The organism is uncultured Sphingomonas sp., assembly GCF_964250165.1.
Classification (GTDB): domain Bacteria; phylum Pseudomonadota; class Alphaproteobacteria; order Sphingomonadales; family Sphingomonadaceae; genus Sphingomonas.
The window spans coordinates 1-5616 of record NZ_CAXUEK010000113.1; the positions used below are offsets into that span (position 1 = coordinate 1).

Genomic DNA, 5616 nt, shown 5'->3' on the forward strand with positions numbered 1-5616 from the left:
GCAAGATCGGGCTGTTCGGCGGCGCCGGCGTCGGCAAGACCGTGCTGATCCAGGAACTCATCAACAACATCGCCAAGGGCCATGGCGGCGTTTCGGTGTTCGCGGGCGTCGGCGAGCGCACGCGCGAGGGCAACGACCTCTACCACGAGTTCCTCGAAGCGGGCGTCATCGCCAAGGACGCCGACGGCAACGCGACCAGCGAGGGATCGAAGGTCGCGCTGGTGTTCGGCCAGATGAACGAGCCGCCCGGCGCGCGCGCGCGCGTCGCGCTGTCGGGCCTGACGATCGCGGAGTATTTCCGCGACGTCGAAGGGCAGGACGTGCTGTTCTTCGTCGACAACATCTTCCGCTTCACGCAGGCGGGCGCCGAAGTGTCCGCGCTGCTGGGCCGCATCCCGTCGGCGGTGGGCTATCAGCCGACGCTGTCGACCGACATGGGCGCGTTGCAGGAGCGGATCACCTCGACCAACAAGGGCTCGATCACCTCGGTGCAGGCGATCTACGTCCCCGCGGACGATCTGACCGATCCCGCCCCGGCGACCTCGTTCGCGCACCTGGACGCGACGACGACGCTCAGCCGTGCAATCTCGGAGCTGGGTATCTACCCCGCGGTCGACCCGCTCGATTCGACCAGCCGCGTGCTGGAGCCGCGCACCGTCGGCCAGGAGCATTACGAGACGGCGCGCGCGGTGCAGTCGACCCTGCAGCGCTACAAGTCGCTCCAGGACATCATCGCCATCCTGGGAATGGACGAGCTGTCGGAAGAGGATAAGCTCATCGTCAGCCGCGCGCGCAAGATCCAGCGCTTCCTCAGCCAGCCCTTCCATGTCGCGGAGGTCTTCACCGGCATTCCCGGCAAGTTCGTCCAGCTCGAGGACACCGTGCGCTCGTTCAAGGCGGTGGTGAACGGCGAGTACGACCACCTGCCGGAGAGCGCCTTCTACATGGTCGGCGGCATCGACGAGGCGGTCGCCAAGGCCGAGAAGCTGGCGCAGGAGGCTTGATCATTTCCCCTCCCGCTTGCGGGAGGGGCTAGGGGAGGGCCTGTCCCTCGCCCGTTTCGAGTCCACACGCCCTCCCCCGACCCCTCCCGCAGCGGGAGGGGGGAGATTTAGAACATGCTCCACTTCGAACTCGTCACCCCCGAGCGGCTGGTCCGCTCCGAAACGGTCTACATGGTCACCGTGCCTGGCACGGAGGGCGATTTCGGCGTGCTGGAGGGCCATGCGCCCTTCATGTCGACGGTGCGCGACGGCGCGCTGTCGATCTATCGTACGGATGGCGGCGAGCCCGAGCGCGTCGCCGTGCGCGGTGGCTTCGCGGAGGTGTCGTCCCGCGGACTGACCGTGCTCGCCGAGCATGTCGACTGATTGACTTGCGCGGGCGGCCTCGTCAGAGGCTGGCGCGCCGATGGCGGGCGACCGTCATCACTCCCGCGCGGGAGAGAGTTCCTTTGAGGAGCCGCCGAAGGAGCAACCACCCCGGAATCTCTCAGGCGAAAGGACCGCGCAGGGCGCAGGCACTCTGGAAAGCGTCGTCGCGTCAGCGCCGGCCACCGAAGGGGCAAAGCTCTCAGGTTCCGTGACAGAGGGGGTCGGATGGACAGCGGGCCTCCCGCCCCCATCCCCCTTGGAGAACGGCCATGAGCGAAGCAGTCCATCGCGGCCCCACTGACGACACCCAGGCCCGTGGCCAGCCTTATTCGCATGACGCCGACGTTGGCGAGGAACCGCCGATTCAGCGCCTGCCGCTTGATGCCTGGCATCGCGCGCGGGGCGGCCGCATGGTCCCGTTCGCCGGCTATGAGATGCCCGTCCAGTATGAGGGCGTGATGGCCGAGCATCTGTGGACGCGCGAGAGCGCCGGTCTGTTCGACGTCAGCCATATGGGCCAGCTCGTCCTGACCGGCGAGGGGGTCGACACGGCGCTGGAGACCCTGCTGCCCGGCGACATCACCGGCCTGGCCCCGGGCCGGATGCGCTATTCGCTGCTGCTGGGCGAGGGCGGCGGCATCCTCGACGATCTGATGGTCACGCATCGAGTGACCGACCGATTTGGACCGACCTCCGAATACTATGTCGTCGTCAACGGCGCGACCAAGTACGACGATGTCGCTTATCTGCTTGAGCGGCTTCCCGACGGAGTGACGATCAACCTCCAAGACGAGCAGGCGCTGATCGCGGTGCAGGGACCCAAAGCGGTCGATGCGCTGTCCCGCGTGGTGCCCGGCGTCGAGAACCTCGTCTTCATGACGGCCGGGGCGTTCGCCTGGAACGGCGCGCCGCTGTGGATCGGTCGCTCCGGCTATACCGGCGAGGACGGTTTCGAGATTTCACTCCCTCAAGGCTATGCGGCGGTCTTCGCCGACGCGCTCGCCGCCGAGCCGGAGGTGAAGCCGATCGGGCTGGGCGCGCGCGATTCGCTGCGGCTGGAGGCGGGGTTGCCGCTCTACGGGCACGACATCGACGAGGACACGACGCTGGTGATGGCCGATCTCGGCTTCGCGCTGGCGAAGCGCCGGCGCGAGGCGGGCGATTTCCCCGGCGCGGCGCGCGTGCTGGCCGAGCGGGAGCAGGGGCCGATCGCCAAGCGCGTCGGCCTGCTGGTCGAGGGGCGCCAGCCCGTGCGCGAGGGCGCGGTCGTGGTCGACGCCGACGAGAGCGAGGTCGGTCGCGTCACGTCGGGCGGCTTCGCGCCGTCGCTCGGCCAGCCGATCGCCATGGCCTATGTGCCGCTCGCGCTCGCCGCGCCCGGCACGGCCATCCGCCTCGTCCAGCGCGGCAAGGTCCACCGGGCGACCGTCACGCCGATGCCCTTCGTCCCCCACCGCTACGTCCGCAGCCCCGGAGGCAAAGCATGAGCCGTTACTTCACTGCCGAGCATGAATGGATCGAGGTCGACGGCCCAGAAGGAGAATGGGTCGGCACGGTCGGCATCACCGAATATGCGCAGGGCCAGCTCGGCGACGTCGTGTTCGTCGAGACGCCCGCCGAGGGTCGGACGCTGGCAAAGGGCGACGAGGCGGCGACGGTCGAATCCGTCAAGGCGGCGTCGGACGTCTACGCGCCGGCGTCGGGCACGGTGCTGGAGGGCAACGACGCGCTCGAGGGCAATCCCGAGCTGGTCAACCAGGACCCCGAGGGCGAGGGCTGGTTCTATCGCCTGACGCTGGCCGATCCCGACGAGCTGGACGAGCTGATGGACGAGGCCGCCTACGAGGCGTTCGTGGCCAAGCTTTAGCTTCCCTCCCGCTTGCGGGAGGGCTGGGGTAGGAAACGTCTCCTGCCAGCCTGTTCCGACAAGCCCTCCCCCAACCCCTCCCGCAAGCGGGAGGGGGGAGATTGCCGATGCGCTACCTTCCCCTGACCGGCCATGATCGCCACGATATGCTGGCCGCGATCGGCGTCCACTCGATCGACGACCTGTTCGCCGACGTGCCCACCGCCGCGCGCCTCTCCGGCCCGATCGCGGGCCTGCCGAACCATGCCTCGGAGCTTGCCGTCGAGCGGCACATGACGAAGCTCGCCCGGCAGAACATGGTCGCGGGTGAGGTGCCGTTCTTTCTCGGTTGCGGCGCCTATCGCCACCACGTGCCCGCCAGCGTCGACCATCTGATCCAGCGCGGCGAGTTCCTCACCGCCTACACGCCCTACCAGCCCGAAATCGCGCAGGGCACGCTGCAGATGCTGTTCGAGTTCCAGACGCAGGTCGCGCGCCTGCTCGGGACCGATGTCGCCAACGCCAGCATGTATGACGGCTCGACCGCCTGCTGGGAGGCGATCGGCATGGCGCGGCGGATCACGCGCAGGGGCAAGGCGATCCTGTCCTCCGGTCTGCACCCGCATTACGTCTCCGTCGCGAAGACGATGGCGAAATACACCGGCGATCTGCTCGACACCGCCGCGCCGACGCTGTCCGCCGCGACTGACCTCGACCGCCTGATCGCCGCGATCGACTCGGACACGAGCTGCGTCGTCGTCCAATATCCCGACATCCTCGGCCGCATCGCCGACCTGCGCCCGCTGGCCGACGCGTGTCATGCCAAGAAGGCGCTGCTGATCGCGGTCGTCACCGAGCCGGTGGCGATGGGCGCGCTGATCTCGCCGGGCGAGATGGATGCCGACATCGTCGTGGGCGAAGGCCAGGCGCTCGGCGTCGGGCTCAATTTCGGGGGGCCGTATGTGGGCCTGTTCGGCTGCAAGGAACGCTATGTCCGGCAGATGCCCGGCCGCTTGTGCGGCGAGACGGTCGATGCCGAGGGCCGCCGCGGGTTCGTGCTGACGCTGTCCACGCGCGAGCAGCACATCCGGCGCGAGAAGGCGACCAGCAACATCTGCACCAATTCGGGCCTGTGCGCGCTCGCCTTCTCTATCCACATGACGCTGCTGGGCGAGGCCGGGCTGCGACGGCTGGCCGGGCTCAACCATGCCGGCGCGGTGCGGGCGGCCGAGCGGCTGGCGCAGGTGCCGGGCGTGGCGTTGGTCAACGACAGCTTCTTCAACGAGTTCACGCTGCGCCTGCCGCAGGAGGCGCGTCCGGTGGTGCGGCGGCTGGCCGAACGCGGCGTGCTGGCCGGGGTATCGCTCGGCCGGCTCTATCCGGGCGACGAGGCGCTGGCGAACGGGCTGGTGGTCGCGGTGACGGAAACGACGACGCACGACGATGTCGAGGCGCTCGCCGCCGGTCTTGAGGAGGCGATGGCATGAGCGTGAACCCGAGCGGCTGGCGCCCCGAGCGCCCGAACACGGGCGGCGGCGACCCGCGCACCTCCACCGGCAACAAGGCCCTGATGCTGGAGGAGCCGCTGATCTTCGAGATCGGCGACGCGCGCACCACCGGCGTCGACTTCGCCGAAGGTGATGTGAAGCACGACCGGCTCGGCGGCCTGACGCGCAAGGCGCCGATCGGGCTGCCCGGGCTGAGCGAGCCGGAGACGGTGCGGCACTATACGCGGCTGTCGCGCCAGAATTATGCGATCGATCTCGGCCTGTTCCCGCTCGGCTCGTGCACGATGAAGCACAACCCGCGGCTGAACGAGCGCGTGGCGCGGCTGCCCGGATTCGCCGACATCCATCCGCTGCAGCCGGTCGATACGGTGCAGGGCGCGCTGGGCGTCATCAACGAGCTCGCCGTCTGGCTGGTCACGCTCACCGGCATGCACGGCGTCGCGATGAGTCCCAAGGCGGGGGCGCATGGCGAGCTGTGCGGGATGCTGTGCATCAAGGCGGCCCTGGAGAAGCGCGGCGAGGGGCATCGCAAGGTGGTCCTCGTGCCCGAGAGCGCGCACGGCACCAATCCCGCCACCGCCGCCTTCGCCGGCTTCACCGTCGAGGACATCCCCGCCGCCGCCGACGGCCGCGTCGACACCGCGGCGCTGGAGGCGCGGCTCGGTCCCGACGTGGCCGCCGTGATGATCACCAACCCGAACACCTGCGGCCTGTTCGAGCGCGATCTGAAGACGATCAGCGACGCCGTCCATGCGGCGGGCGGCTATGTCTATTGCGACGGCGCCAACTTCAACGCGATCGTCGGGCGCGTGCGGCCGGGCGATCTCGGCATCGACGCGATGCACATCAACCTGCACAAGACCTTCTCCACCCCGCACGGCGGCGGCGG

Annotated in this window: 6 protein-coding genes and 1 riboswitch; all 6 genes read left to right on the forward strand. The window is 69.1% G+C overall.

Annotated elements, in window-relative coordinates; genetic code table 11:
• The coding region (gene atpD / locus ACFE64_RS14745) for a F0F1 ATP synthase subunit beta (protein WP_375393215.1) at positions 1-1004 on the forward strand (1004 nt) is incomplete at its 5' end.
• Positions 1005-1118: 114 nt separating this feature from the next.
• Entirely contained in the window at positions 1119-1370 is a 252-nt protein-coding gene (locus tag ACFE64_RS14750; RefSeq protein WP_375393216.1) for an ATP synthase F1 subunit epsilon, read from the forward strand.
• A 58-nt stretch (positions 1371-1428) separates the two neighbouring features.
• A riboswitch (glycine riboswitch) is annotated at positions 1429-1517 on the forward strand.
• A gap of 125 nt (positions 1518-1642) precedes the next feature.
• Complete coding sequence (gcvT, locus tag ACFE64_RS14755) at positions 1643-2860, forward strand: glycine cleavage system aminomethyltransferase GcvT (RefSeq protein WP_375393217.1); 1218 nt, start codon at positions 1643-1645, stop codon at positions 2858-2860.
• Complete coding sequence (gcvH, locus tag ACFE64_RS14760) at positions 2857-3240, forward strand: glycine cleavage system protein GcvH (protein ID WP_375393218.1); 384 nt, start codon at positions 2857-2859, stop codon at positions 3238-3240. The genes gcvT and gcvH overlap by 4 nt, the downstream gene beginning before the upstream one ends.
• Positions 3241-3347: 107 nt before the next feature.
• Entirely contained in the window at positions 3348-4706 is a 1359-nt protein-coding gene (gcvPA, locus tag ACFE64_RS14765) for an aminomethyl-transferring glycine dehydrogenase subunit GcvPA (protein WP_375393219.1), read from the forward strand.
• On the forward strand, positions 4703-5616 hold a 914-nt coding region (locus ACFE64_RS14770; protein WP_375393220.1), incomplete at its 3' end, for an aminotransferase class V-fold PLP-dependent enzyme. The genes gcvPA and ACFE64_RS14770, both read left to right, overlap by 4 nt.